The organism is Shimazuella sp. NTD250 (assembly GCF_059510375.1).
The window spans coordinates 149,130-172,281 of record NZ_JCAJZS010000002.1; the positions used below are offsets into that span (position 1 = coordinate 149,130).

The window sequence follows — 23,152 nt, forward strand, 5'->3', positions numbered from 1 at the left end:
TCTTACAGACTTTATCCTTGTCGTCTTGCACGAACAGGTGTAACGACAATATCGGCAGAAATTTCTTCTAATGCCACACCAACATGCTTGTGTGATTTTGGTTTGATATGGGCATTCTGCCCTTCCAATAGTCCGCGTGCGCGTTTTGCAGCAAGTACCACTAATGAATATTTGCTGTCTACTTTTGCCATTAATTTATCAATGGATGGATATAGCACTTATCCATTCCTCCTATCCATCTCGTTAATCTTCAATAATAACTCTCGATGTATGACAATGTTCTGCTATCAATATAGCCTCAATCTTTTCACAAGCATTTTCCAGTTTATCGTTAATCACAGCATAATCATACATTGCTAATTCTCTACACTCACTCGAAGCCACATGAAGACGACGTTGAATCGTGGATACCGTTTCTGTACCACGGCCCATGATCCTCCGCTTCAATTCATCCATCGATGGCGGTAATAGAAAAATAAAAATCCCTTCAGGGAATTGTTCTTTTACTTGCTTTGCTCCTTGAACTTCAATTTCCAAAATAACGTCTTCGCCTGCATTCAATTTATCCTCTACAAACTGGCGGGGCGTCCCATAATAATTTCCCACGTATTCTGCCCACTCAATTAGTTCTCCTTGTTCAATCATGGCGGAAAATTCATCTCTTGTATGGAAGAAATAGTTTACTCCATGGATTTCACCTTGTCTAGGGGAACGCGTAGTAGCAGAAACGGAGTAGATCAGATTCGGGTTACGTTTACGTAATAACCCGCACACCGTTCCTTTTCCCACACCTGAAGGACCGGATACGACAATAAGAAGACCTCGTTCTTGATAACTGGCATTTGTCATGTATCGTATACCTTCCTACTCTAACATCTTTTAGTAGTTATTACCAATTTATACCTGAGCTAATCTACTAATTCTTCTGTACTTTCTTTGCTGACATTTGCTAGACGCTGTGCTACTGTTTCAGGTTGTACAGCGGAAAGAATAACATGATCACTATCTGTTATGATTACTGCACGGGTTCGTCTTCCATATGTAGCATCGATCAATACGCCTCGATCTCGTGCTTCTTGTATGATTCTTTTGATTGGTGCTGAATCAGGACTAACAATCGACACGATACGATTTGCTGAAACGATGTTACCAAAACCTATATTAATTAATTTAATGCCCAAAATATTGCTCCTCCTCACCCATGCTGGGAATATCGCTTATAAATCTCTCTATGCTATTGTAGTTTGTTTTTCAGGAAGACGCAACAAAACGAATGCAGTTAACAAAGATTTTATGTCCCCGTTTCGTTTAGTGTCATGAATTCCTCACGTTGTCAGGTCGTTTTTTCTACTCATTCCTGTTAGAATAAATACGATATTGTAAAAACGGGTTAAAGGAAGCTTGATTCATGTCAAACAAAATCGTCAAAGGAACCCTGATACTCAGTGTTGCAACACTACTCACCAAAATACTGGGTAGTCTGTTCTGGGCTCCCTTACAAAACATTGCGGGCGATAAGATCGTGGGGATATATCGGATTTCTTTTCCTTTTTACTCCATCCTTCTGATGATCGCATCTGCTGGTATACCAATTACTGTTTCCAAATTTGTAGCAGAACGACTTGCACGAGATGATTATGAAGGCGCCCAAAAAGTAAAGAAAGCTGCTGCAATCATATTATCGCTAACAGGGATTGTCTCTGGACTTATTTTATTTTTTGGTGCACATTTTGTCGCAAATGTAATGCTGGAGAGTCCACAAAATACACTGCCTATTCAAGTATTGGCTGTCGCTATTCTTTTTGTTCCGGTAATGGGGGCTTACCGTGGTTATTTTCAAGGCCATCAGCAAATGATGCCCACTGGTATTTCCCAAGTAATCGAACAGATTGTGCGCGTTGTCACAGTTATCGGATTAGTTTATTGGCTAAAAGTTTCTGGCTTTGGAGCTGAGATAATAGCTGCTGGAGCAACTGCTGGAGCGGTATTTGGTGCAATTGCCGGATTGATCGTAGTACTTTGGTACAATGTGAAAGAAAAAAAACCAGCTATACAAGTATCACCTACATCGAAAGAATCCATATGGGATTTATCGAAATCTATCATTGTTTATGCCATTCCTATTTCACTAGCAACACTTGTCCTTCCGTTAATCGGATTAGTAGACTCTCTCACAATCCCAAGAATATTAATGGAAATGGGCTATAATGCGTCCATGACAGGTACCCTGTATGGAATATATGCAAGGGGAGAACCTTTTGTAAATATCATTTCTACTTTTTCATCCTCTCTAACTCTAGCATTGATTCCAGCAATCGGTGCTTATGTTGCGAAAAATAATATGGAAGCTGTCAATAACAAGATTTCTCAAGCTTGGATGATGACCCTTGTCATTAGTCTACCAGCGTGTCTGGGCTTAAGTATTTTAGCAGAACCCTTTAATATCGCGATGTATTTGGATGCAAAAGGTACTTCTACTTTAGCTATTCTATCTTTTTCATCGGTCTTCAGCACGCTAGCCGTTACAAGTTCAGGCATCCTTCAAGGTTTAGGATACAACAAACTGCCTGTTCGTCACTTGTTAATCGGAGCAGCAGTCAAGTTTATTTGTAACTTCATTTTTGTCCCCTTCTATGGAATCGCTGGATCTGCAATTGCTATGGTTATTGCTTACACTGTGGTTTGTATGCTCAACATATGGATGGTTTTCCGCAAAACCAATATCAAGGTTTCGATAAAAAATGTATTTATGAAACCATTGTTTGCCTCGGTTTTGATGGCGGGCGTCTTATATGTATCTTATCAGGCTATGAGAGGTTGGTTTATAGCAGAGCACTTTGATCGTTGGGGTTATTTGTGGATTAGTTTCATCTACATTATAATCGCAATTATCATCTACTTTATTTTGTTACTCTTAACCAAAACCGTCAGCGATAATGAACTGCGAATGCTGCCGATGGGCAATAAATTGGTTCGGTTTTTTCAAAAAATAAAATTGCTAAAACAAGTGGAAAGTTTGTAGAAGGAAAGGCCTTGCAAAAAAGCAGGCCTTTTTCTTTTAACTTCTATTTCATCCTAAATATTTCTTCTCCGATAATAGCATCTGCGACTCTTCGATCTAAACTTTCGTAGTCCTTATTACTCTTATTAAATGAAGGAAATTATAACAAAAAATCAAAAAGACAGGCTCATGAGAGCGCTGTCATCATTTATAAAATAAGAAAATAGTACTATCAATCCCATAAATCAACAGTAGCCGTACTCGCTAGGTAACTGTCTGTCTGAACATAAATTTCTGCTTTACCATTGTCTCCATCTACATAAGGCTGAACATAAACAGTCTTACAATCACCGTTAGACATGAAGCTAAAACTAGCTATTTTATCGTCAGGATTGTCTGGGTCATACTCCCACAAAGTATAATTTTTTACTGAAGTACCCCATTGACTTACGCAAAATTTAAAATATCCTCCAGTAGAGTATACGTAATCTGTCGTCCAACCATTTGCATGAGAATAAAAAGACTTATTACCCTTATACTCCCACGACCCTGCAAATACGGATGAAAATGGCATTACAAGAGCAACAGTAGAAACCAAAAGAGAAGCACCTAATTTCTTTAGATTCATTTCTACCCCTCCACTACCATATGATTTTTTCTCAGAAGTAAAATATTCATATGATTTTGTTATTACTTCCGATTAGAATAATTATATATCTTCCCACTATGAAGAAGATACAAGAAAAATATTACAAATTTACACAGTACTCACAATAAGAAAGATTAAGATTTTTTCAAACAGAGGGATTATTTCCTCCAGATGATTCTCATCTTTTCCTACAAATTTCTTTCCTTTTTCGGCTTTCCATTCACAAATCAAAAAAGTAGAATTCATCCATCTATTCTCGGAAACAATATAGAAAAAGGAATATCTTACTGAAAGAGGGAGCCTTTCATGCAAGAGACAAACTGTGATTTTTCTCCGTTAAAAAATCAGTTATCCAATGAATTACAAAATATTATGGTAGACATACAGAAAGGCATCCATTTTCTGGATGCAGATAATTATTGTCTTTTGGGGCATCTTGAGGGTTTACGGGAACGGTTCTTACAAATTGAAACATTAGCCGCTACTTTTTATTTGAATTGCTATCTGTCACCCTATACAAAAAATTACAAAGATATATCTCAATCCATTCAAAATCTTGCAAAACGAAGACATGGGGCTCTGATTGTTATCGAACGCCAAGATTCTCTTACACCTCTCATCCGACCTGGCATCCATGTTGGTGCATCTGTGCACCATACTTTGATTGAATCTATTTTCTACCCAGGGAACCCTCTTCATGATGGTGCAATCCTAGTCCAGTCTGATCAAATTGTGTCTGCGGCAAATGTTTTACCTCTATCCGGAAGGAAGGGAAATGGAAAAAACTCGGAACCCGTCATCGAGCTGCTCTAGGTTTGACAGAAAAGAGTGATGCTCTCGTTCTAGTTGTATCGGAAGAAACAGGAAAAATTACCTTTGCGGTCGATGGTCACTTATATCCTGTTGCCTTGCTCCCTGATTCTATGCAGGAAACCATCATAACATTTACCCCTGATTTTTCTAACCTTAGTCAAACTTAACTCTAAGCAAAGTTAATCAACTCTCCGTGTGTAAGCGAACCGCTTCGAAATAAAAAACTTGAATGAATTTTTTGGTGTTCACTCGAACGATTGAATTCGATAACGTCTGCCCTTTTTGCTCAGCTGTCATCATCTCACGTACACTAGCAAAATCAAAAAACTTGGAAGCATAGTTTTCAAATGTCCAATTGGAAAAGTCAGTAAGACCTAAAGATGCTATATGCTTTAAAGATTGATAAATTGCCCGGCGCACCCTTTGTTCAGACGCTTTGACTTCCTTTTTGACAGCTTGGTCCGAAATAGCGTCCCCTAACTTCTGTTTTGCTACATGAAGAAAAATTTCTTTAAGAGCTGGAAACCCTTGTTTCAATGATTCATCCTTGTGGTTGTAATAGAGATAATCGATAATATCGAGTAAATCAGTACTGCCGCTTTTACCCGCTAATCCCAATTCGGATAAAAGGATATTCCCAGAAACTCTCAAATCGGCTTTTGGAACTTGGACTTGCTCCATACCGAGAACACCAAGGGATTTACGGATATCTTGGATGGACTTTTCCAGTCGAATACGCTCCATCACTTTTTGAATGACGGAAACAACTTCCATTTTGTTGATTGGTTTCGTTATATAATAATCAAGTCCTAGTGAGTAAGCCTCTCCGACTAACTCTTTTGACTCTACTTGAGAAAGCATAATAATTTTCCCTTTAAAGGAAGGCTTTATTTTTCGAATGGTTTGTATGCCATCTTGATTTGGCATTAACAAATCAATAATTAAAATATCAATGTTCTTTGCATTTAATGATGGGCCATCAATCTGAGAACCATCTTCTGCTTCTCCTACCAATCTCCCTAAATCCCCATCCTCGATAATCTGATCCAACATGGATCGAATAGCTTCGTCATCATCCACAATATAAAATAGCATCGGATTATCCTTTCTTCATCAAACGCTGTATTGGTAATCTTATATGAAAGTGACATCCCTGATCCGACTGAACAGCAATCGAACCACCTAATTCTTCTACCACTTCTTTTACGTAAAACAATCCAATACCTGTAGAGGAATTTCCTAGATCATCATATTTGGTGGTAAACCCTGGCTTAAAAATTAATTTGGAATGCTTTGAAGCTATCCCTGGTCCACTGTCGATTACTTGAAATTCAACAAACTCACCATCTTGGCTTACACAAAGGGTTATCGTCCCTTTTTGAAACATCGCCTCCACCGCATTGGCCACAAGGTTATTGATAATCGATAAAACCGTAAAGACATGATAGCGAGGATGTATCCCCTCTATCTGGTAATCGAATTGAATGCTTTTTTCTTTCAACGCTGCATATTTACTATTAATCCGTATAATAATTTCAAGAAGTTCACGAACATGCATAAAATCGGTCATGCCTTCATCAGAAATAAGTTTCGCAAGACCAGCATAAATGCGTTGATTATCTTTCTTTACTTCATGTATATCTCCCGCTATTTTTAAAGCTTGTCTCCTCCATTCTTCCATTTGGACTCTATTGCCTTTATCTGTCGAATTGTGAAGACTTTTATATAGATCATATGATTTTTTGGTTGTGTTCTCGATTGTTTGCAATGTTTTTTTCAAATGAATTGCTTCTTCATATAAATTGGAAATAAGCATGAGCATATGTTCATTTTGTTTTGCAATCTGTTTGGCTTTTACTTGCGCTTCGTATAATTTCCACATACTAAAAAAGCTAAGTACCATAAAACTATGAGATATAGCAATAATCATCACTTGATAAAATGCTATCCAACTAATCATTGTACCTAGTACAACATACTGTACGGTCATCTCAAATAAATCAGAAAAAATTTCGATGAAAAATCCCATCATCCCAACAATCAGGGGACGTTCATAAAAGCGATTTACCTGAAACAGATAAAAAAGTAAGGAATAAGTAAAGTAGTAGAAAAAAGCAGAGAATTGATTTTGCAAAGATGATATCCAATCAAAGTGTGGAAGGGTCATGAAATCAATAACAATCCTAAATCCGACAATTAATACAGCTGTTAAAAACCCAGGTAAGATGACAGGCATTTTACGGAACAATAACAAAAAGAAGAAAAAGGTCGGCGCTGCAAAACTAATGCGGAATGATTCGTTAAATGGATAAAAATTTAATTCGCTGGCTAATGGAACCGTCACGATCATGAGAATGAGGATAAAATTGTCTTTTTTTAATAATCCACTGATATTCATCTTCACTACCCTAGTCCACTTCCTATTTTTCATTGACTCACAAAATATTTTCAGTGGGGTTTTTTGTAGGTTTTTGTCTGATTACATAGATCATGTTTTAGAATAAGCTATGTGTCTCTAGATAACAAGTTGAAAACCTTTTCATTTTATGAATCTAACCACAAAATAAATAAAAATCATCTCAAGTGAAAAGGAGGTGCTACCTATTATTGTAGAGGAAAAAGCAAATATTAACCAAATTACCTTACCAAATTTAGATCACTTAATCACGCAATTCAAGATCTATACTTCAAAAGGACAATGTGCCAGCTATATCCCTGCTCTTGAAAAAGCTAATTCATCCCACTTGGGAATTTCGATCATTGAACCCGCTGGATGGAAGATACGAGCAGGGGATTGGAATATTCCTTTTACGATGCAGAGCATCTCCAAAGTCATCAGCTTTATCGCTGTATGTATCGAACGTGGCATTTCCTATGTCATGGAACGAGTAGATGTTGAACCGACTGGTGACCCCTTTAACTCTATCATTCGTCTAGAAATGCATAAACCAGGAAAGCCATTTAATCCCATGATAAACGCTGGAGCCATCACAGTTGCATCCCTTCTCAACGGAGATTCTCCTCAAATGAAGTTAGAATCTTTGTATAAATTACTAGAAAAAGTGATTGGTAAACGTCCTGTCCTAAATGAATCTGTTTTTCAATCGGAATGGAATACAGCTCATCGAAATAGGGCGCTCGCCTATTACTTAAAAGAAATGGGATATTTGGAATCTGAAGTCGAAGTGACACTAGAGGTTTACTTAAAGCAGTGCTCCATAGAAGTTACAGCAGATGATATTTCCTTAATAGGATTAGTATTAGCACACGATGGATACAATCCTATTTTAGGCGAACAAATCATTCCAAAAAAAGTAGCTAGACTGACAAAAAGTTTAATGCTCACTTGTGGCATGTATAATGCTTCTGGTAAATTTGCAGCTTTTGTTGGAATACCAGCCAAAAGTGGAGTATCTGGTGGTATCATGGCACTTTCGCCAGCTAGGAAACGACCTCTATTTCCAGACGGATGTGGTATTGGAATCTATGGTCCAGCCATAGATGATCTCGGAAATAGTGTAGCTGGAGTAAAGTTACTTGAACACCTCGTCAGTGAGTGTGATTTAAGTATTTTTTAATCCATTTAAAAGGAAAACGCTGTCATAACGTGTTTTAAATGAAACAACTAAGAATTGGAGTTGAAAAGATGGGACAAATGAAGAGAAATATCGGTACATTTGCTCTTATGATGACAGGTCTTGGATCAATTATCGGATCAGGATGGCTATTTGGTGCTTGGAAAGCTGCTAAAGTAGCAGGACCAGCAGCGGTGTGGGCATGGGTCGTAGGAATGATCGCTATTTTGTTTATCGGCTTAACCTATGCCGAACTCGGAGCGATGTTTCCAAAATCCGGTGGAATGGTACGCTATGGTCATTACTCTCATGGCAGCTTTGTCGGTTTTATCTCAGGTTGGGCAAACTGGATTGCGATTGTATCTGTTATTCCTGTAGAAGCGATTGCTTCAATCCAGTATATGAGTTCTTGGCCTTGGGAGTGGGCAAAAAAACTCTATAATGGGGAAGTACTTACCACTACTGGTTTATTTCTAGCAGCCATTCTCGTTATTATTTACTTTTTCATCAACTATTGGACCGTTCAATTATTTGCTAGAGTCAACACTGCCATTACCGTCTTTAAATTTCTTATCCCTGGTCTAACCATCTTAGGCCTTATCATTACTGGTTTTCATGCAGATAACTTCACTCATGCTCCAGGTGGATTTGCTCCAAATGGTTGGGCAAGCGTGTTAACTGCTGTTGCTACTTCTGGTATTGTATTCGCATTTAATGGTTTTCAAAGTCCTATCAATATGGCAGGGGAAGCAAAAAATCCAAGTCGTTCTGTCCCGCTGGCTGTCACAGGAGCTATTCTCATCGCAGGAATCATCTATGTCTTACTGCAAGTTGCTTATATTGGTACTGTTCCAAGTGATATGCTCCACCACGGTTGGAGCGCGCTTAATTTTAGTTCTCCATTTGCCGATCTAGCATTAGCAATAAACTTGAATTGGTTAGCGATCTTATTATTTGCAGATGCTTTTATTTCTCCATCTGGTACTGGGATTACGTACACCGCAACAACAGCACGAATGATTTACGGAATGGAACGTAATGGCTATTTTCCACATATTTTTGGAAAACTCCATCCCTTATATGGGGTACCTCGTGCCGCTATGGGCTTTAACCTTGTCATCTCTTTTATTTTCATGTTCATGTTCCGAGGTTGGGGAACATTGGCAGAAGTCATTTCTGTTGCTACCCTAATTTCTTATGTTACTGGACCAGTTTCTGTCATGGCATTTCGCAAGATAAAAGATGATACATTAAAACGACCTCTCAAAATCAAAGGAATGTCGATTATTGCTCCAATTGCATTTATCATTGCCTCTCTCATACTTTACTGGGCAAAATGGCCATTGACAGGGGAAGTTACCTTCATCATGATTATCGGTTTGCCTATCTACTTTTACTATCAAGCCAAAAACAATTGGCAAGGTTTTGGAGAAAATTTCAAAGCGGGTTTATGGCTTCTTATTTACTTGATTTTTATGATTGGAGTGTCTTACCTTGGAAGCGACAAGTTTGGCGGAATCAATGTCATCCATTACGGGTGGGATATGCTCTTCATTTCTGTATGCTCTTTGATCTTTTATTTCTGGGGTATCAAAAGTGCACTGCCTACTTATCAAGTAGTAAATGATGAAAACAAAAGTATTTCAAAAGAAAACAACTAGACTCCAAAGGCTTGTTGACATGTATTCATCGTCAACAAGCTTTTTTTCAAACTCACCTCTACACTCAAAGTAAACCAATCTATTGCTCATTCTCCCCCCACATTCTAAATAAATTAGTTGGAAATTTCTATTCTTCTATATATTCATTTCAAGAGTATAAAGCACATCTATTTATGGATAAGTTGATAAGGAAAGGCTTTATTATGAGGAGACTTATCGAAATGGATGATTGGCTAAAAGAGATCAAAGAAATCTTTGCGAAAAGTGATGATTTCTTTCTGCAAAAAGACTATCTTCTGAACCAACCTGTAATTTTATTTGGTATTCGAACTTTATTAGATCTTCCAAAAACGTTACAAATACTAGAGATTCATCCCTTAACTTTTGAATTGTTCACAAGGGATTTCGAAGAAAAACAAACCCAAAACATGCTTACCATTGCAACAGAAAAAAGCCAAGTTGTAGATGCAATCGTCGAGGGAAAATTGATTCTGTTCCATCTTCTCCATAAAAGTTATTTCATTATTGAGCCAATCTCCAAATCATTAAATCGTTCCATTGAATTACCAACTAATGAAAACATAATACAGGGACCTCATGATTCCTTCATAGAGGATCTGGAAACAAACTTGGGGATTATTCGAAAACATTTTCAAACAGAATTCTTACACATAAAAAATTTTTCCATTGGAACAGAACAAAAAAAGAATGTTTCTTTGCTTTTTATGGAGAATCAAGTGAATCCAGAACTACTTCAAAAAGTCATACACCAGTTGCAGAGCAACAAGAAAAAAAGTGTGTATAACTCCCAAGATATTATAAAATTATTAGGTTTCTCTCAATGGGATATCATATCCAAATATAAAGTCACTGAACTTCCCACAGACATGGTACATGCTATTCAAAAAGGGAAAGTAATCTTACTTGTTGATGGATTTTCATCTGGGATTATTCTGCCTAATTCGTTATGGGATATGTTTGCACTAGAAAATGACCGGAATTTCCCCATCCCCATCATGGTTTTCATACGTTTGACTCGAATAGTAGGAGCGATAACTGCAACACTAATTCCTGGTTTGTATGTTGCTTTTGTATCTATAAACCCAGAAGTTCTACGAATAGAACTAGCTCTCTCGATTGCAAAAAGTCGAGAAGGGATTCCTTACCCTGCTCTTATTGAAGTCTTACTTATGCTGATCATCCTTGAATTAATCTTAGAAGCCAGCATTCGATTGCCAAAAAGTATTGGACCAACTGTTACGATGGTTGGTGGGATAATCTTGGGACAAGCTATTATATCTGCTAAATTAGTCAGTAATCTTTTAACAATAGTAGTTGCAACTTCTATCATTGCAAATTCCACTGTGGTTGGTATTCAAAACTACCTTGTGATTCGATTAATGAAATATTTTATTGTCATCCTTGCAGCTATTTATGGTGTATTAGGTTTATTAATAGGGATTGTAGTGATCTGCGTTTATTTCGCCAGCATAGAAATATATGGAATTCCATTTGTTGATTTACCATTTTCAAAGGATGATTGTAACTATGAATAAAAATTTACCTGTCATAACGACTTATTACCTTACCCATTTAGGATTAATATTTTTTATGTATCCCAATGATATTATCTCTAGTACGAATGAAAGTCATTGGATAGCAATACTCATTGGTGCTGCTATTCATATCATTTTTGTTTCTATTTACATAAAAGGATTAAGCTATTTCCCTAATAAAAATATTATCGATATTTATCTGGAAACCAACAAAATCGTTTCTATTATATTTTTATTACCCATTGCTATTTACTTCTTCAATAGTCTTTTTATTGCCATCCGTGCCTATTCCGAGATCATTACCATCATTTTTTTATCTAATACTCCTCTTTGGGCTATGGAAATCTTGTTACTCACAACCTCCACTTTGCTTTCGTTAAAAGGCATAAAAGTAATATTACGTTCAGGTATCTTAATCGGAATTTTATTTCTTCCCTTATTTCTATTTGCTTGTTTATCCTCTTTGCAAAATATTGATTGGCGCTATACATTCCCTTTCATCGGCGAAAACAACTTTTCATTTCTGAATAAATCTTCCTATTTAGCAAGTTTTTTTCCAGTAGCTGGAATCTTCTTGTTTCTCGGTTTTGTTCAACCACATTTCTCACTTAACCGGAAAAAGATTTTTCTTTCTGCATTAGCTCTCCTGCCATTTTTTGTGATTTCGGTTTATATTCCTATCCTAACTTTTGGTGAGGCTACAGCTTCTACTATGTATTTTCCTTTTGTAGAAGCAGTCGACTCTATCTATATGAATTGGCTGATGTTTGATCGAGTAACTTTGTTTTTTTTATTAAGCCTAATTTCCTTTGGTATTCTCTATCTTTCATTAATAGAATGGATGCTTATTCAAATCATTAATAGAGTGTTCCCTTCTATTTCCCCTTTCTATCTAACTATTAGTATATCGATCATTGCCTATTTGATCTGTTTTCTTATCCCGAATTGGAATTATGTAGAAAAATTATTCTTGTTTAATGGTCCATTTCGTTTTTTTTGTTTACTTTTCGTACCTATCTCCATTCTTTTGCTAGGACTTCGCTCTAAAAGAGGAGAACAATCTAACCATGCTTAGGAAATTCATACTATTTCTTATCATAAGCTTGGAACTCTTCTTATGCGGTTGTTGGAACAATAGAGATATTAATCATCGCTTATTACCAGCAGTTCTAGGTATCTCCAAGCAACAAGAAGGATACAAAATCATTCTTGAAATACCTGTACTAGAAGAAGATAAATTAGATATTCGCATCATAAAAGGAACAGGAAAGTCAATCGCAGATGCAGTGGATAAACTCAGCATGAACATGGAACGAATTGTTGACCTGCTTCATGTCAAAGTGATCGTAATAGACAAACAGTTTGCGAAAGAGGGTTTAAAAGACATCGTCTCTGGATTTATGAGATCACGTGATATATCCCCTAAAACCCAGATGGTAATATGTAACGAGAATCTAGATCACTTTTTTGACAATGTAAAAAATTCAAAGACACCAACTGGTGTTACTTTACTTGATTTTTTTGAAAAAAATGCTGGTTGGACACCGGAAATTGCTCTTACTCGTATATGGCAAATGTACCGCAGTATTCATTCTTATACACGAGATGTTGCTGTACCCATTATCCAATCTGGGAAACTTACTCGAATTGAATACCTTGGTTCAGCAATTATCAAAAACGGGAAAATGGTCAACCAAATTAGCCCTAATGAATCGCTTGTGTTCAATCTATTTAATGGAGAAGGGCTACATGGAAAAGTCGAAGTAATGGATCATGCAACGATTTTGATAGTAAGTGATAACCGAAGAAATAAGCATAAGTTCCTTCAAGGTAAGCCCTACATCGAAAGTCAACTTCATTTAAAAGTGACGATTTTAGAGACAAAAGGAAATCCGTCTCCTGAGCAAATAAAAAAAGAACTTGCAACTCTGCTAACTAATAGATTTTATCGAATACTATCTTTAACGAAAAAAGAGCAAGCTGATATTTTTGGTTTAGGTCAATTTTTCCGAAACGATATTCCCCGGGAAAAATTAAAAAAATGGAGAGAAGAATACTATCCTCACTTAAATATGAAATTTCATGTGAATGTAGACATTCAAAACGAAGGATTTTTAAAAAGCGAGTGATATCATATAGATCCTAGTAAAAATTGAAATAAAAAAATCTTGGCATCAAACCCAAGACTTTTTATTTGGTATCTCCTATATTTTTCTACTATTCCTTTACTAAGATAGAATATTTATGCTTATGAAAACTGTTAAATTGGGGGCGTACACTCATAAAGCCACATGCGTACCACTTATGAGTTGGGTCCCAACGATCATAATCGCGAATCGCTTTATTAAAGATACGATTATCTTTTGCATTTTCAGGGAAAATCCGTTTCCCTGTTAGTCGATGTTTAGCAAAACGTGACATGTAAATGGAAGCATATATTTTCTTATGCTTGATTTCACCTTCCTTATACAATTGATCCAATACCATACCAGTGATGGCATGATCAGGTATAACATCATACCTACTAAGGCCATTTTGCGTAACATGAGGAAAAGTTTGTTCAAAAAAGAGCGCTATTTTACGAATCAATTCCATTCTTGCTTTCTCTTTCTGTGGGTCATAGATATCTTTATGGGCACTGTCTATTCCTAGATCTTGGCTGGAACGATTAAACTCTTTCACCCGAGCCAAGCCAAGCTCATATGGAGTTAATTTTGGATAAACCATGCGATTTAATTTTTTTATAATGGAAGATGTTTCTCCATGGGTAAATAACACAAGGTAAACAATTTTCCCAGCATGCAAATCGTTACGGATAGGAACTCCATAAGTCAAAAGTTCGTCATCTGGATGAGGAACATAATAGACAGAAATTTGTTTATGTTTTAGTGTTTTTGCGTCAAGTCGAATTTTTTTGAGACTACTATCTATTTCATTTGAAAGTATTTTCTGTGAACTACTTTTAGCTGATACATGTCCCTTTCCTCCATGACCGATATCTAAATAACTGGTGATAAAAAGACAAATAACAAAAACGGAAGTGAATATTAACATGCGCATAATCCATTTTCCCATTTTTCTTTCTCCTTACATTTGCTTTTTATTACCCATCTTTTCAATCTATGACGTTTTCATCTTCTTTATCCAAAGACGGAAAAAGGAACAAAAAAGTTCATTTCTCTTTGAAATAATAGCAGAGGAAATTCCGATCTATACTATTTTAGTGTGGAAATATAATTAATTAATAATTCTTTCTCTGTTTTGATTTATAAAAGGCTAATTTATAGATATTAAAAAAATAACAAAAATAGAAGGTTTGTTATCCAACCTTCTATTTTTAGATAAGAAAACATATAGTACGCTCGCACCTTCGGTCAAATGTTCCAAACATGCTTCCATACAGAAGTATTCACTCTGGACAATATACTAGTACTATTCAAGATTACTATGACGCTGAAATGCCTTTTCATTATCAACACTTGTTGCTTCTGAATAGAGAAGGCAAACAGCATCGAATAAGATATGAATACTTTGATCAAATAAAGATCCGAGTGGTTGAATCGATTCTGCTTCGTTTTTATTGCGATATTTGGTTGCAGCTTGTATAGGAATAATCAAATTGCCATGTGATGCAAGCTCAGACGTAGGATCTGTGGTGACCACCACTACATCGCATTGTATGGATCTGGCCTTTTCTGAAGTCCAAACAACCAATTTAGTCTTACCTGAACCCGAAACAGCAACTAACACATCACCTTCTTCAATCGAAGGTGTAATCGTTTCACCCACAACATATGTGGTGGCTCCCAGATGCATTAATCGCATGGCAAGGGACTTTGCCATTAGCCCTGACCGTCCTTCACCAACTACGAATATTCTTTTACTGTTCAACAGCGCTGAACAAAAGTTCTCTAACAATTGCTCCTCTATTTTATGGACTACTCTTTGAATTTCATCCATGATAAGCTCTACTGTTTGCATAATTCGTTATCCTCTTTACAAATTTCAGTCTTTAACTCTCTTGCCGCTCTGCTTGGGTTACTTGCCTGAGTAATTGCTGAACCGATGATAACAACTTTAGGCCTTTTCCTCATAACAGTAGGTATGAAATCTATATCAATGCCACCCGCAATAGCGAAATTGATAGATGAATCATACCTTAGGTTTGATGATTCATTTCTTTTTCCAGACAGCTCTTGCTCATCTTTACTGACATGTTCACAGTATATTACCTTATCGTGAGCTAACGAGAATAATGGTCTTTTTTGATTTTCACTTGTATTTAATAAATCTATGATAATTCCTTTCTTATACTTCTTAGCAACATCTATGCATTTTTTTATTGTTGCCATAGGTGAGACACCCATAACAGTCGCCAAATCAGCCCCAGCTTCAAAACAAATTTCAAATTCGTATGCTGCATTATCCATTGTTTTTATATCTGCAACGACTAATTTTGTTGGAAATGCTTCTTTCATTCTTTTTACACTTATAATCCCATATTTTTTTATCAATGATGTACCAACTTCAATCCAGTCAATGTATGGTTCTGTCATCTTCGCTATTTTTATTGCTTCATCTATAGTAAGACGATCGAGTGCCAATTGAATTTTCATAATAGGTCTCCTCCTATTAGATAAATCGATTTAGTTAAAATGCTCATCCTACCCAGTTAAAAATGAATGAACACAGTACTTAATCAGGAGAAAATGTAAATTTTTTCGAGGAGTCTCTAATCAAAAGCTGGCATTGGTAAATGATATCGTCTAGGTCTGATTCCTCTTTCTTAATGAGTTTATATAGCATTTCGGCAGCCTTTTCTCCCATTACATAAGAAGGTTGTGCAATTGTTGTTACAGGTGGAGTCACCAAGTGTGCAAAAGGTATATTATCAAAAACAGCTAAAGAAAAATCTCTACCCATCTCTAATTCATTTTCTTTAGCAAAATCAAGTACTTCTAAAAAAACTAAATCATTACCTGCAAGCAACGCTGTAGGTTTTGTTTCCTCACTAAATAGCCTCTTAAGCTTTTGATTGAGTTCTTTCGTATCTGCACAAACGATATAATCTGAGTTTAACTTGATACCATTATCAAGGAGTGCCCTTTTATAACCTTTCACTCGATCAACCCGAGTAGAGATTTCCAATGGTTGGGTTACAATAGCAATCCTTTTATGACCTGTGTCAATAAAATGTTGAATAATACTCTGTGTTACTTCATAGTTATTTACTTTGACCGATGGTATAGGAATGTCTCTTACTTTTCTATCCATAAATACAACTGGATAACCAACTTGAACCATATTGCTATACAACTCTATATTTTTTTCTGTCGGAAAAATGATAAGTCCATCTACTTGTTTTGCTCGAAGCATTTCAATATACTTTTTTTCTTTTTCCGGGTCATTGTCAGCATTACATATTATTGCATGAATATCACGTTTAATGAAATAATCCTCTATAGCTCTGCTGACTTCTGTAGAGAAATGGTGCATAATATTTGCAACAATAATCCCTATCATGGATGTTCGTTTTTGTTTTAAGCTCCTAGCAATATAGTTCGGTTGATATCTAAGTTCCTCAATAGCTTCATTAATTTTATGCTTTGTTTCTTCACTCATATATTCAAAGCGTTTATTTAAAAACTGGGAAACTGTACTTTTTGATACCCCAGCTTTTTTTGCTACATCTGCCATTGTTACCTTTCCCATTAAATCTACCTCTTTTTCTTAATTACTACATTAATTGTATCTATTATTTTTGGTCAAATCCAGTATTGAAAAACTTGCAGTCTTTGGTGATTCAGTTAATTAAGAAAAAGATTATTTGGGAATCAGTCTTCCAATTGATCGGAATGATAGTTCTAAAGAAAAACACCTCCTATTCTCTTAATCTTATGGTCGATTGAAGAGGTGCTTTTCAATAGTCCTTTTGTAGTACTCTGTCAACCAAAATATCAAGTAAAGACTGCTTATCTTTTTACTTTCACCTTCCATAAAGCCTTTTTCCCATTATGTTCCTTTGAATAAGGTTCTATCGCTTCAATTTTTTCCGAATTTGTAATAACCATCGGTGTAATGCAGCTTTCTGCCTGTTCTTTCACTAAATCTAATGAGAAATTGATCAAGTTATCACCGACCTTCACTTGATCTCCTTCTTTAACAAATACAATGAAACCTTCGCCTTTCATATTTACCGTTTCCAAGCCAATATGAATTAAGATTTCCAAGCCGGTTTGTGATCGGATGCCTATCGCATGTTTAGTTGGGAATATTTGTATGATTTCTCCATCAACAGGAGCAGTTACTTTTCCTTCTGTTGGTTCAATAGCTAATCCTTCTCCCAGCATTTTTTTGGAAAATGTCGGATCTGGAACTTCTTCTATTTTTAGTAAACGTCCTAGTATTGGTGAATACAATACTTCTTCCTGATTACCTTCTGATTGAAAACCAAAAAGCTTTTTAAACATATTGCCCCTCCATTGATCAGTATGAATGAAGTAAACTTCCTCCATTTTTTATCTTATTTTGGTTCAGCCACATCGCGTCCTTTACAAAATCCAGGACCTCCAGCTGCCATGAATCCATTACTATGACCATCTTTATCAGAAGCTATCCAAAAAGAATACATGCTTGCTTCATTTAGATGAAATCGGATTTTTATTACTTGGTTATTCAATTCTTCTAATTTTCTTTTCTTCCATACGATTTCAACCTTTGTACTGTCTGTAGAGATAGGAACACAATCAGATTTACCAAAACCATCGATGACATTTGAGTTCTCATCCAATATTTCTGCATGAATACTTCCCGATTCACAAGAAGCATTAACAAATAGATGTTTCCCATTAAATTCTAATTTCGTTGTTAGAACTTCTCCACCCTCTCCATGGTCAGTCAAAGAAGCAAAACCATCTCTTCTTAGAGTTGCAAGACCAAGATTTCCCCCAGCATACTTGTGTGAACCTAACTTAGGAGAATTGCCTGAGAAGCTGGAGAAATAGAAATATATCTGATCTCCAACTACTAAAGAAACACCATTCACTGCATGCAAATAACCATAATTCCAACTACCTTTTTTTCGTGATGAAGCTATAAAATTGTCATAAGAAGGTCTATCCCAATGAAATCCATCTCTACTATAAGCTAATTTCAAATCATTGATTTTTGGTGTACCTTTTTGCCCGCTGATATTGTTTGGTGGTCCCATAAAAACAGAGAAGACACCCAGCATCAGACTTTCATATGGAGTAGCACTTACATCATAAAGTTGTGTGTAATATCCCATCTCTGGATCAGGTGAATCATAAATGTCCGTTCTAGCCCAGAATTGAATATCGTCTGGAGTCCAGTTTGTACCTCCAAAGAAATCATCCGTTTCATACAACCCTCTCGTTCGAATTCTACTATCAAGAGATGAGAATGTTCGCAAACTGAAAGTCCATTTCTTTGTGAAGGCATTGTGATAAAAAGCTGTATTATCACCACAAGGCCCAACGGTCCCTGCTTTTTCCCAATCAATGCCATTTGCAGATTTAAACAAAACTGCTTCTTCCTTTGGCGGGACAGATCCTGGAACATCATGAGCATGTTTTGGTTTTTGGTGATAGTACTTTATCTCAAAATCATACTTGCGAAAAAAGACCAACATCTTGTATCTTTCATTAAAATCTTTAGCATCATAATCAATCCAGACTGCTGCTCCATCTCTAATTGTCCCGAATTCGTGAGGGATTACGCTCTCAGATTCTCTATCGGGATATAACTCTTTTAGTCGAATCCAATTTATTCCGTCTTCACTTTCCGCATATCCTACACCATTAAACCAACCCGCGTGATACCACATTTTAAATTTCTGATCCTCATCATCGTAAAAGATCCCGTCGTTAAACGGACAAGCACAAGGATAATAGCCATCATTCATTTCTAGAGGTGTTTTGGGTTCGAAAATGGGTTTATTCGATACCTTGGGTTGGTGGAATTCTCTTGTCAAATTATTTTCCTCAATCAGAAAATCATCTACAAATAACTGTCTACCAATATCAATGTTTATCACTGCTGGTTTTCGCTTCAAATATGGAACTTCCAGAGGTTGGTCTAGTGTCTGTTCCTTGTATTTTGGAGGCCAAGGCGCTGGCAATTTTATATTGTTATACAAACGATCCATCGTTATCTCCCTTCCAATAGAAGCAAACTGCATCTTTAACGGAAATTACTACTCTTTAGACTTAAAGAAAAGGAAAGTCAAAGTAAATGCAACGACCAAACCAATCAAGACGGCAACGATATACATGGGAAGTTGACCATTTAAATACAACAGGGCTCCTGGAATAACCGTTATAGCCAATCCTGTTGCTTTCAAACCTACGATTGACGAAAACACCCCTGCAACACCACCACCAATGCAACCAAAGAAAAATGGTTTAATAAGCCTCAAGTTAATACCAAAAATTGCTGGCTCTGTAATACCTAAAAACGCTGGAATGGTTGAAGACATATAGAGAGACTTTTTCTTTTTATCTTTGGTCTTAAATACTACGGCTAATGCAGCTCCAGCTTGAGCAGCAATAGCACCTGATACAAGTGGATTAAATGGATTTGCACCTGTTTTTGCTAATAGTTCTATCTCCAAGGCTTTAAACACATGATGTACTCCTGTAGTTACAATAACTTGATCCAAGGAACCTATTATCGCTCCACCTATGCCAAATGGAAGAGTGAGTAATAATTTAAAAACATATAGGATAAAAGCTTCTACACCATGCATGAGGGGCCCAATAATCAGTAAACCACTTACAATACTTATCAAAAGTGTCAAAAATGGTGTAACAATTAAATCCAAAGTATCTGGAATGATTTTCCTCAATCGTCTTTCAAGTTTTGCTGCTAATATCGCAATTAATAGAGCTGGCAATACAGAACCTTGATATCCCGTCACGGGAATATGCATACCTAAAATCGATAATAAGATAGGTTCTGCTGTCCCTTTTGCAACGTCGTTAGCACTCGGAAGTTGTGGAGCAACCAACATCAGTCCAATGATAATACCGATAACCGGGGAACCGCCAAATTTCTTCATAACCGAATAACAAACAAGAACTGGTAAGAATGCAAAAGCAGTGTCAGTTAAAACTTGAGTAAAAGTTAAAAATGTAGGATTCAGCTCAATCCCTAGACTTGTAATAAATCCCCTCAACCCCATAAATAATCCAGTTGCCACCAGTACCGGGATAATAGGTATAAATACATCCCCTAAGACTCTGGAGATCTTTTCTAATACATTCATTTCCTTATAAACTTCTTCTTTATTGTCCTTTTCCAGACTTGTATCTCCGTTTACAAATGCATCATACACCTTATTTACGAAGCCAGTTCCAAGAATAATTTGATACTGTCCTGCTGCAAAAAATTGTCCTTTCACACCATCAATATTTTCAATAGCCTTATCATCAATAATTGATTTATCAACTAGAACTAATCGTAACCGTGTTGCACAATGCTCTACAGATTTCACATTATCTTTTCCACCAATACTCTTCAAAATTTCATCAGCGACTTTTTGCTCTCTCAAAACGATCCCTCCCTTTGCTTTTTGTACAACAATTCTAGTGCCAAATCACTAGAAATCAGATTCTATCCAACATTATGTTTTTCCATAAATTCCTGTAGTTGCAGCTTTGTTGGATAACCAGCATGATCTCCAATCGATTGCACTGCTAAAGCCCCCATCGCATTTCCCCGTTTTACAGCTTCTTCAATGGAACGCTTTTCTAGTAAGGAACTGATTACCCCTACAGCAAATCCATCCCCGGCACCAACTGTGTCAACTACTTTATTTACAGGAAACGAACAAATCATTCCTTCTTCTTTTAATGACTTATAATAGGAACCTTCTTTCCCGAGTTTTACCATTACAAGCTGTACTCCTTTTGCTAAATAGAAGGAAGCGATATCACGAGGCTCTTGATAGCCAGTCAATATTTTTCCTTCTTCTATTCCAGGAAGAACATAATTAGATCTAACCGCAAACTCATTCACCACATGAATCATTTCTTTTCTCGATTTCCAAAGAGCAGGACGTAAATTTGGATCAAAGGATATCGATTTCCCGTTATTCTCTATAAACTCCAATGCTTTATAGGAGAATTCTCTCATATCTTCCGAGATAGCTAACGGAATCCCAGTCATATGAACATGTCTTGCATTAATAAAATAGTCTTCCGGAAAATCCCCTGATCCCATATAACACGCTGCTGATCCTTTCCGAAAATACTCAATCTCAGGATCACCTGCCAAGACTTGTGATTTGATTTGAAATCCAGTGGGGTAACGATCATCTACGGTTACTTGATTCGTGTCAACGCTTTCATCTTTGAGCCGTTTTAAAATAAAATCCCCAAAAGAGTCAGCTCCCACTTTACTAACCCATCCTGTCTTTAAACCTAATCTGCTAAGTCCAATTGCTACATTCACTTCGGCACCAGCCAGATCTCTCGAAAATTGAGCAACTTCGTGTAAGGGACCAGGTTCATCTGCAATAAACATAGCCATTGCTTCACCGAATGTGATGACATCCAAACTGCTCAAATTAATTCTCTCCATTCTTCAGACTTTTTCACTTTAGCTATCCCGTTCTTCCTCTCCATCTTTTTTTATAAACCGATTTACTAAATCGGTTTAGTAAATCGGTTTGGTTCCAGTCTATTTTATATGTAAGTGCGTGTCAAGGTGGAATGTTACGATAAATAAACTTGATGCGGAGCTCGATACTATCAACACTTTTTGGATCATCGTATCATTTGATTCAAGACTGTATTTATCGATTGATTTTTAACAAAAAATCACAAAAAGCTATTGTCCACATCCTGACCCAACAATAGCTTTTTTAAGATAATGACCTATCTAAAAGATACAAATGAACCCTTTATTTAGAAATTGTGTTAGGTTGATTATAAAGCTGGCTTCTTTTGAGTAACTCCATAAATTTTGAAAAAGCGCTTGTAACAATACTGTCTTTATGACGAATGAGATATGTTCTTGCGAGACCATATTCTCGAGGAAGGGGAAAAGATCGCAGTTCTCCTTTTTTTAGGTATGATTCAACGGCAGACTTTGGAACGAGTGAGGAACCAAGTCCAGCCATCACTCCACCTAGGATAGCTTCCATTTGATTGAATTCCATGTATCGAATAGAAGTAATTCCATTCAAATTTAACCAGCTCTCCAATCGTTCACGGTGAAAACACCCTTTGGTATTCATGAGAAAGGGTTGCTTGCATATATCTTTGATGTCTTCATTTGCAGGATTTGAAATTAACAAAAGTTCATCCTCATGAACAAGTTCCTCCACAATATGATCATCCTTTACTGAAGATGCGACAAATGCACAATCTAGTTGAAAGTGGTTTATCTTTTCTATGAGTATCATGGAAATATCGGTTGCGAGTGAAAGTTCCACCTGAGGATAGATGGTATGAAAGTTCATTAAAATGTTTGGAAGGTGGATAGCAGATACCGTGTAATATGCACCAATCGCCAATCGACCTGACGGTTCTAAATCATCATTTAGCGCTTTATGAGCTTCATCTAGTAATTGCAAAATACGCTCAGCATAGATCAATAGTTTCTCTCCTGACGGCGTCAACACCACCCCTCGTTTCCGATAAAAAAGTGGGGTTTTTAATTCCGCCTCCAGCTGCTGCATTCTGGCAGTTACATTTGATTGAACATAACCCAGCGTTTGTGCAGCTTTGGTTATGCTTCCTTCATGGGCGACTGCACGAAAAATTCGCAAATCATTATTCTCCAAAGTTTCTTCTCCTCTCTATTAAATCACTAAAAATGATTTTTTATATTATTTTTAATCATTTTACATGATATTCAAACGGCTGTATATT

Annotated in this window: 21 protein-coding genes and 1 pseudogene; 7 read left to right on the forward strand and 15 right to left on the reverse strand. The window is 36.5% G+C overall.

The features are described from left to right. Nucleotides 1–11: 11 nt before the first annotated feature. Genes rpoZ through remA form a run of 3 tightly spaced genes read right to left on the reverse strand, consistent with a single transcriptional unit; the run spans nucleotide 12 to nucleotide 1,181 of the window. Complete coding sequence (rpoZ, locus tag AC5WOF_RS05515; protein ID WP_496048949.1) at nucleotides 12–218, reverse strand: DNA-directed RNA polymerase subunit omega; 207 nt, start codon at nucleotides 216–218, stop codon at nucleotides 12–14. Nucleotides 219–243: 25 nt separating this feature from the next. Continuing rightward, nucleotides 244–849: a guanylate kinase gene (gene gmk / locus AC5WOF_RS05520; RefSeq protein ID WP_496048950.1), complete on the reverse strand. Its 606-nt coding sequence runs from the start codon at nucleotides 847–849 to the stop codon at nucleotides 244–246. A 59-nt stretch (nucleotides 850–908) separates the two neighbouring features. Beyond that, the gene (gene remA, locus AC5WOF_RS05525; RefSeq protein ID WP_496048951.1) at nucleotides 909–1,181 is read right to left on the reverse strand and encodes an extracellular matrix/biofilm regulator RemA; all 273 of its coding nucleotides are present in this window, start codon (nucleotides 1,179–1,181) and stop codon (nucleotides 909–911) included. 227 nt (nucleotides 1,182–1,408) lie between these two features. Here remA and AC5WOF_RS05530 point away from each other — a divergent pair, with 227 nt between their 5' ends. Beyond that, complete coding sequence (locus AC5WOF_RS05530; protein ID WP_496048952.1) at nucleotides 1,409–3,022, forward strand: putative polysaccharide biosynthesis protein; 1,614 nt, start codon at nucleotides 1,409–1,411, stop codon at nucleotides 3,020–3,022. A 211-nt stretch (nucleotides 3,023–3,233) separates the two neighbouring features. On the opposite strand, the gene AC5WOF_RS05535 is transcribed toward AC5WOF_RS05530, so the two are convergent. Then, complete coding sequence (locus AC5WOF_RS05535) at nucleotides 3,234–3,629, reverse strand: YndA family protein (RefSeq protein WP_496048953.1); 396 nt, start codon at nucleotides 3,627–3,629, stop codon at nucleotides 3,234–3,236. Nucleotides 3,630–3,956: 327 nt separating this feature from the next. Here AC5WOF_RS05535 and cdaS point away from each other — a divergent pair. Then, a pseudogene (gene cdaS, locus AC5WOF_RS05540) lies at nucleotides 3,957–4,630 on the forward strand (sporulation-specific diadenylate cyclase CdaS). 16 nt (nucleotides 4,631–4,646) lie between these two features. On the opposite strand, the gene AC5WOF_RS05545 reads toward cdaS, so the two are convergent. Together AC5WOF_RS05545 and AC5WOF_RS05550 are read right to left on the reverse strand one after the other, a co-directional pair. After that, nucleotides 4,647–5,558, reverse strand: a complete 912-nt coding sequence (locus tag AC5WOF_RS05545; protein ID WP_496048954.1) for a response regulator — start codon at nucleotides 5,556–5,558, stop codon at nucleotides 4,647–4,649. Between the two features lie 4 nt (nucleotides 5,559–5,562). Then, nucleotides 5,563–6,861: an ATP-binding protein gene (locus AC5WOF_RS05550; protein ID WP_496049432.1), complete on the reverse strand. Its 1,299-nt coding sequence runs from the start codon at nucleotides 6,859–6,861 to the stop codon at nucleotides 5,563–5,565. Between the two features lie 229 nt (nucleotides 6,862–7,090). On the opposite strand from AC5WOF_RS05550, the gene AC5WOF_RS05555 reads away from it, so the two are divergent. From AC5WOF_RS05555 to AC5WOF_RS05575, 5 genes are all read left to right on the forward strand, one after another. Further along, a complete protein-coding gene (locus tag AC5WOF_RS05555) occupies nucleotides 7,091–8,041 on the forward strand; it encodes a glutaminase (protein WP_496049433.1) in 951 nt (316 codons plus the stop codon). A 68-nt stretch (nucleotides 8,042–8,109) separates the two neighbouring features. After that, on the forward strand, nucleotides 8,110–9,699 hold the full coding sequence (locus AC5WOF_RS05560) for an APC family permease (RefSeq protein ID WP_496048955.1): 1,590 nt from the start codon (nucleotides 8,110–8,112) through the stop codon (nucleotides 9,697–9,699). 221 nt (nucleotides 9,700–9,920) lie between these two features. After that, nucleotides 9,921–11,255, forward strand: coding sequence for a spore germination protein (locus AC5WOF_RS05565; RefSeq protein WP_496048956.1), 1,335 nt, complete (start codon nucleotides 9,921–9,923; stop codon nucleotides 11,253–11,255). After that, a complete protein-coding gene (locus AC5WOF_RS05570) occupies nucleotides 11,248–12,330 on the forward strand; it encodes a GerAB/ArcD/ProY family transporter (protein WP_496048957.1) in 1,083 nt (360 codons plus the stop codon). Before AC5WOF_RS05565 ends, AC5WOF_RS05570 begins: the two co-directional genes overlap by 8 nt. Further along, complete coding sequence (locus tag AC5WOF_RS05575) at nucleotides 12,323–13,384, forward strand: Ger(x)C family spore germination protein (protein WP_496048958.1); 1,062 nt, start codon at nucleotides 12,323–12,325, stop codon at nucleotides 13,382–13,384. The genes AC5WOF_RS05570 and AC5WOF_RS05575 overlap by 8 nt, the downstream gene beginning before the upstream one ends. 88 nt (nucleotides 13,385–13,472) lie before the next feature. Here the strand turns inward: AC5WOF_RS05575 and AC5WOF_RS05580 are convergent, their stop codons facing one another. The 9 genes from AC5WOF_RS05580 to AC5WOF_RS05620 form a co-directional block, all read right to left on the reverse strand. Further along, on the reverse strand, nucleotides 13,473–14,330 hold the full coding sequence (locus tag AC5WOF_RS05580) for a PIG-L family deacetylase (protein WP_496048959.1): 858 nt from the start codon (nucleotides 14,328–14,330) through the stop codon (nucleotides 13,473–13,475). 357 nt (nucleotides 14,331–14,687) lie between these two features. Next, nucleotides 14,688–15,236 (reverse strand): 6-phospho-3-hexuloisomerase, encoded by a 549-nt coding sequence (hxlB, locus tag AC5WOF_RS05585; RefSeq protein WP_496048960.1) that lies wholly within the window; start codon nucleotides 15,234–15,236, stop codon nucleotides 14,688–14,690. Then, a complete protein-coding gene (hxlA, locus tag AC5WOF_RS05590) occupies nucleotides 15,224–15,871 on the reverse strand; it encodes a 3-hexulose-6-phosphate synthase (RefSeq protein ID WP_496048961.1) in 648 nt (215 codons plus the stop codon). Before hxlA ends, hxlB begins: the two co-directional genes overlap by 13 nt. 79 nt (nucleotides 15,872–15,950) lie before the next feature. Further along, on the reverse strand, nucleotides 15,951–16,967 hold the full coding sequence (locus AC5WOF_RS05595; RefSeq protein WP_496048962.1) for a LacI family DNA-binding transcriptional regulator: 1,017 nt from the start codon (nucleotides 16,965–16,967) through the stop codon (nucleotides 15,951–15,953). A gap of 260 nt (nucleotides 16,968–17,227) precedes the next feature. Then, nucleotides 17,228–17,725 (reverse strand): PTS sugar transporter subunit IIA, encoded by a 498-nt coding sequence (locus tag AC5WOF_RS05600; RefSeq protein ID WP_496048963.1) that lies wholly within the window; start codon nucleotides 17,723–17,725, stop codon nucleotides 17,228–17,230. Nucleotides 17,726–17,778: 53 nt separating this feature from the next. After that, a complete protein-coding gene (locus AC5WOF_RS05605) occupies nucleotides 17,779–19,422 on the reverse strand; it encodes a hypothetical protein (RefSeq protein WP_496048964.1) in 1,644 nt (547 codons plus the stop codon). Nucleotides 19,423–19,470: 48 nt separating this feature from the next. Continuing rightward, complete coding sequence (locus AC5WOF_RS05610; RefSeq protein WP_496049434.1) at nucleotides 19,471–20,832, reverse strand: PTS transporter subunit EIIC; 1,362 nt, start codon at nucleotides 20,830–20,832, stop codon at nucleotides 19,471–19,473. A gap of 56 nt (nucleotides 20,833–20,888) precedes the next feature. After that, a complete protein-coding gene (locus AC5WOF_RS05615; protein ID WP_496048965.1) occupies nucleotides 20,889–21,842 on the reverse strand; it encodes a sugar kinase in 954 nt (317 codons plus the stop codon). Nucleotides 21,843–22,179: 337 nt separating this feature from the next. Next, entirely contained in the window at nucleotides 22,180–23,064 is an 885-nt protein-coding gene (locus AC5WOF_RS05620) for a LysR family transcriptional regulator (RefSeq protein ID WP_496048966.1), read from the reverse strand. Nucleotides 23,065–23,152 lie beyond the last annotated feature (88 nt).

What these genes read in the sequence shown, in the direction of transcription:
- AC5WOF_RS05600 (WP_496048963.1), bottom strand. Translation starts at nt 17,725, where the DNA reads ATGTTTAAAAAGCTTTTTGGTTTTCAATCAGAAGGTAATCAGGAAGAA.
- AC5WOF_RS05570 (WP_496048957.1), top strand. Translation starts at nt 11,248, where the DNA reads ATGAATAAAAATTTACCTGTCATAACGACTTATTACCTTACCCATTTA.
- AC5WOF_RS05565 (WP_496048956.1), top strand. Translation starts at nt 9,921, where the DNA reads ATGGATGATTGGCTAAAAGAGATCAAAGAAATCTTTGCGAAAAGTGAT.
- AC5WOF_RS05545 (WP_496048954.1), bottom strand. Translation starts at nt 5,558, where the DNA reads ATGCTATTTTATATTGTGGATGATGACGAAGCTATTCGATCCATGTTG.
- AC5WOF_RS05580 (WP_496048959.1), bottom strand. Translation starts at nt 14,330, where the DNA reads ATGGGAAAATGGATTATGCGCATGTTAATATTCACTTCCGTTTTTGTT.
- gmk (WP_496048950.1), bottom strand. Translation starts at nt 849, where the DNA reads ATGACAAATGCCAGTTATCAAGAACGAGGTCTTCTTATTGTCGTATCC.
- AC5WOF_RS05530 (WP_496048952.1), top strand. Translation starts at nt 1,409, where the DNA reads ATGTCAAACAAAATCGTCAAAGGAACCCTGATACTCAGTGTTGCAACA.
- AC5WOF_RS05605 (WP_496048964.1), bottom strand. Translation starts at nt 19,422, where the DNA reads ATGGATCGTTTGTATAACAATATAAAATTGCCAGCGCCTTGGCCTCCA.
- AC5WOF_RS05560 (WP_496048955.1), top strand. Translation starts at nt 8,110, where the DNA reads ATGGGACAAATGAAGAGAAATATCGGTACATTTGCTCTTATGATGACA.
- hxlB (WP_496048960.1), bottom strand. Translation starts at nt 15,236, where the DNA reads ATGCAAACAGTAGAGCTTATCATGGATGAAATTCAAAGAGTAGTCCAT.
- AC5WOF_RS05535 (WP_496048953.1), bottom strand. Translation starts at nt 3,629, where the DNA reads ATGAATCTAAAGAAATTAGGTGCTTCTCTTTTGGTTTCTACTGTTGCT.
- hxlA (WP_496048961.1), bottom strand. Translation starts at nt 15,871, where the DNA reads ATGAAAATTCAATTGGCACTCGATCGTCTTACTATAGATGAAGCAATA.
- AC5WOF_RS05550 (WP_496049432.1), bottom strand. Translation starts at nt 6,861, where the DNA reads ATGAATATCAGTGGATTATTAAAAAAAGACAATTTTATCCTCATTCTC.
- AC5WOF_RS05575 (WP_496048958.1), top strand. Translation starts at nt 12,323, where the DNA reads ATGCTTAGGAAATTCATACTATTTCTTATCATAAGCTTGGAACTCTTC.
- AC5WOF_RS05595 (WP_496048962.1), bottom strand. Translation starts at nt 16,967, where the DNA reads ATGGGAAAGGTAACAATGGCAGATGTAGCAAAAAAAGCTGGGGTATCA.